Below are 3,678 nucleotides of genomic sequence, written 5' to 3' on the forward strand. Positions count from 1 at the left end.
CAAGCCATGTTGAGCTGCCACTGGGACAGACCCGCCGAATTGGAAAGGTCGACGCCCTCGATACGGGTCAGAAAGAAAAAGGCGCGGTCAAAGTCTATCGGCGCGGTGAACGTCGCTCCTCGGAAGTCCGCCCGTGCGAGATTGGCAAACGAGAAGCGGCTGCCGCTGATATCGGCGTCATGGAACTGCGCACGCCCCAATTCTGCCTTTGTGAAATCAACATTGGTCAGATTGGCGTCCTGGAAATTCGAGCGCTGCATTTCCGCGCTCGCAAACACAGCGCCCTGCGCGTCCATACGGCTGAAGTCGGTCCTGTAGGCCTCGATTCTGTGGAACCGGGCGCCTCTGGCGGTCGAGTCGGCCAGGGAAGCACGCACAAGCGTTGCCTTCTCAAGATTTGCCGCAAGGAGATTGCTGTTCCTGAGGTCGGTCGAAGTGAAATCAACACCGAACAGGTTCGCCCCGCTCAGGTCCTGTCCTTCTAAGATGAGAAGCTTCTTGTCACACTCGTGCCAATTGACGCCAGGCGTCGCGGCTGCGTGGCAATTGTGAGCAGCAGTGGCGTTCTGCCAAGCAAACACAGTGCAAACCGCTAGAACCAAGCCGGATGGGCCGTAAGCTCTGGTTCGCCTCAAAGTCATTGTTGCTGGACCTCTGCTACTCGCCGACACTCAACCTTACCACATCTGCTGACACTCGAGCCACCGTGACCACCTCCGTCACAGTTAGCGCATTTCTCATATTCAAACTCTTGACCCGAACCAGTCAATGCCGCTGCACGGCGGCATCGTCGCCAGAGGGTGGTGAGCGGTCGCCCGTTCTGACCAGCACGAACGAGCATCTTGCGCCAAGAGTGGTCATTGCCGAACAACTACTCAGACGTCGCGTTGGGGCCGATGAACGAACTCGCTGCGCGGGATGGGCGCGCGCTTGAGGTAGAGGTCACGATCCGGTTGCCGCACCCGCATTGAGCGTCGTTCACCGGGAGGTGATGCCATCGATAAGCGGCCGTTACTGGATCAGCAAATTGTCCCCGCGATACATCCATGCGCGAGCCCGATCAACAGAGCCCATATAGTCGGTCATCCGGGTTTGCCTGCCGCGACGCGGGCGGGGGTGGCTCCTCGCGGGCGGGGCGTGAGGAAGTTCACCTCAAATTGCTCTTCGGAAACAGCACGCGATCGGGTTTTGCATTCATTCGCGCCAGCATTTCCTTGATCAAGCGTGTTTTGGTGCGCCCCGCTTCCTTCGGCGGCACGAGGTAACGCACGATGGCCTCGAGCCAGGTGTTTTCACTGACGCGAAAATGAACCACGGGATGCTCCTTCACTTCGAGTTCGTCCACCGGCGTTTGCGACAGGATGTGCTTATAGACCTTCACCTTCTGGCTCATGATGTCGCCGATCTGCTCGTCGACGACCTCTCTCATGGTTTTCGCTACGAATTCCAGATCGCTTTCATAAGCGAGCTGGAACTTGATTTCGTTCCAGACATAGGGAAACAGCGGCCAGGAATAGTTGAAGACCGGCGTGTCAAACACGGTGGAGTTCGGAAACTTGATGACGCGTCCGCTCGGATGATCGGTCCAAAGATGTTCGCCGCCGAATTCCCATAACGTCGTATCGAGATAGCTGACATCAATGACATCGCCATGGGCATCGCCGATGCGAATGCGGTCGCCAACGCGATAAGGCGCCCTGGCCAAAATATAAATCCACGCGATGAAACTGGAGATCGGCATTTGCAGCGCAAAGCCGAGAATCAGCGAGATCAGGCCGAGTGAAACAACCGCAGCGTACCAGTTCACAAATAAGACTGAAATGGCCACGAAGACGATGGCGACGACGACGACCAATCGAAAAATACGTTGCAGGTTGAAACGCGAAACACGATTGGGAATTCGGCCAATGAGAAAGACTTCGATAACATTCGCAACGGTCAGCATAACGAAAATGAAAAGGCCGCCCCTGACGTAGTTCAGCACGCGAACGCGCAAAGGCGCGTCAAGCCATTCTAAGCGCCAATTGATCAGGACTTGGATGCCAAAAAGCAGCAAGGCAGCGGCAGCGAAACCAACCGTCCACCAGACGTCTTCCTTGCGAAGGCTGAAGCGGATTTTTTCCTCGGGCTTTTTCGCCTTCTGTTCCATGGTTTTTGGATCAGCAGTCTGTTGCGCGGCCCGTTCGAGTCGGGAAAGGTTCTCCTGTTCCTTGGCGCGCGGTTCCATGGGTTTACCTCCCGATGTGGCCATCAACACGCAGCCAGTGCCTGCTCGTTCCTCGACGGCGGCATTCCGGCAAACGACCCAATGTCAGTCGCTGACTGGCTCCTCGCCGGTCCCCGAAAGCTGGCCTTCATTGCGGCGGCCCCGTCCCTGGTGAAATAGGGCGGCAAGCAGAAGATGCGACGTCGCCACCATATTCGGCAAATGCCTTATAGCCCGATCCGAAATTAAGTGAGTTTGGTATTAGCAGCTCCCCGATAGCTCACCGGTAGAGATCTTGAGTGTTAATCGAGCGCCCGTTGGTTCGAATCCAACTCGGGGGGCCAGGTTTCATCGACCTGCGCGTTTCTTGCGTGAGGCGCACTTCACTCTTCCGGCGGGATCATGCCGGCGGGTAGGGCCGCGAGGGCGGCGTCGCCAGCGTGAGCAGGTTGCCGTCAGGATCACGCACCTGCGCCAGCGTCGAGTAGTCGCCCTCAATGTCGTCCTCAAGCACGATCCCCAGGCCCTGCAGCCTAAGGCGCTCGGCCGCGCCATCGTCGACGATAAGGAACATCACGCCCCTGCCGGCGATCTCGCTGTCGGTTGAAAGCGCTACCCCGCCCTGGTTGAAGAGCTCCCACTGCACCAGCGTGTCCACCGGCCGGTAATCCGGTCCACGACCGAGCAGTTTCGTATACCAGCCTTCGGCCGCCGCAAGGTCTGCGGTGAGCAATGCCGTGTAGATCTTCTGCAGGTTCATTTTTCTTCCCTGGGACCAAACTCGGTATGAACGCCTACTCGACCAGCAAGGTTCCCGTGTCATCTGGAACTGATGGAACGGCAACGTTGTCGATTTAGCGCTTGGAAGTGGACTGTCAGGAACCCGCCAAGCACAGCCGTTCATGACTGCTCCAATGGCAGCCCAGACCGGAACCGGGGGCCGCCACCGTAGTCAGATTTCAGTTCCCTCTGCGAGTCAGCATCTTCGATGTCCACGCCGAGGTATCGAACGGTGTTTTCAATCTTGGTGTGGCCGAGCAGGATTTGCACTGCTCGAAGCTCACCAGTGGCTTTGTAGATGATCGAAGCCTTGGTGCGCCGAAGCGAATGCGTGCCGTAATCCTCAGAGGGAAGACCGACCGCTTCAGCGCCAGCGCCTTGGTTGTCTTTCCGGCTGCCATCGGTCGAGAGATGCAGGATGAAAGGCCGCCGGCGCTGGCAATCGCCGCACTGGTCACAAGAGACTTTCAGGAAATTGCGGCGAGACACTTGGCTTGAAGCTGCCGATCCGTGGTTCACATCATCATCTTTATTCATGGTCTTTGTCCGACAGCAGCCGATATCAGGCCGCTCAGTTTCTGGCGGCCAATCGTCACTCGTCGCGAGCGGCTCAGGTGCTCTTGAGCGTGCCGTTCATCCCTTCCGGATAGAAGCCGCCCTTGCTCACTCCGTCCTTGTCGGTGAGATAGACG

3 protein-coding genes, 1 tRNA gene and 2 pseudogenes are annotated in these 3,678 nt (G+C 57.7%); 1 reads left to right on the forward strand and 5 read right to left on the reverse strand.

The genetic code is table 11. The annotated features are described in order from the left end of the window. Positions 1-641, reverse strand: a 641-nt coding sequence (locus M727_RS38660) for a pentapeptide repeat-containing protein (RefSeq protein WP_036264283.1), incomplete at its 3' end; no start/stop codon positions are given. 506 nt (positions 642-1,147) lie between these two features. Beyond that, positions 1,148-2,227, reverse strand: a complete 1,080-nt coding sequence (locus M727_RS0132485) for a mechanosensitive ion channel family protein (RefSeq protein ID WP_027156007.1) — start codon at positions 2,225-2,227, stop codon at positions 1,148-1,150. 248 nt (positions 2,228-2,475) lie between these two features. Between M727_RS0132485 and M727_RS0132495 the strand changes: the two genes are divergently transcribed. Beyond that, a tRNA-Asn gene (locus M727_RS0132495) sits at positions 2,476-2,550 on the forward strand. A gap of 56 nt (positions 2,551-2,606) precedes the next feature. On the opposite strand, the gene M727_RS0132500 is transcribed toward M727_RS0132495, so the two are convergent. The 3 genes and pseudogenes from M727_RS0132500 to M727_RS44115 form a co-directional block, all read right to left on the reverse strand. After that, positions 2,607-2,966 (reverse strand): VOC family protein, encoded by a 360-nt coding sequence (locus M727_RS0132500; protein WP_027156008.1) that lies wholly within the window; start codon positions 2,964-2,966, stop codon positions 2,607-2,609. A gap of 192 nt (positions 2,967-3,158) precedes the next feature. Next, positions 3,159-3,346 (reverse strand): annotated as a pseudogene (locus M727_RS41135) (tyrosine-type recombinase/integrase); the annotation flags it as partial. Positions 3,347-3,596: 250 nt separating this feature from the next. Next, a pseudogene (locus tag M727_RS44115) lies at positions 3,597-3,678 on the reverse strand (ferritin-like domain-containing protein); the annotation flags it as partial.

The organism is Mesorhizobium sp. WSM2561 (assembly GCF_000513915.1).
GTDB lineage: Bacteria > Pseudomonadota > Alphaproteobacteria > Rhizobiales > Rhizobiaceae > Mesorhizobium > Mesorhizobium muleiense.

Bases quoted from the DNA above. Each gene is read 5' to 3' on its own strand.
- M727_RS0132500 (WP_027156008.1), bottom strand. From the start codon at position 2,966: ATGAACCTGCAGAAGATCTACACGGCATTGCTCACCGCAGACCTTGCG.
- M727_RS0132485 (WP_027156007.1), bottom strand. From the start codon at position 2,227: ATGGAACCGCGCGCCAAGGAACAGGAGAACCTTTCCCGACTCGAACGG.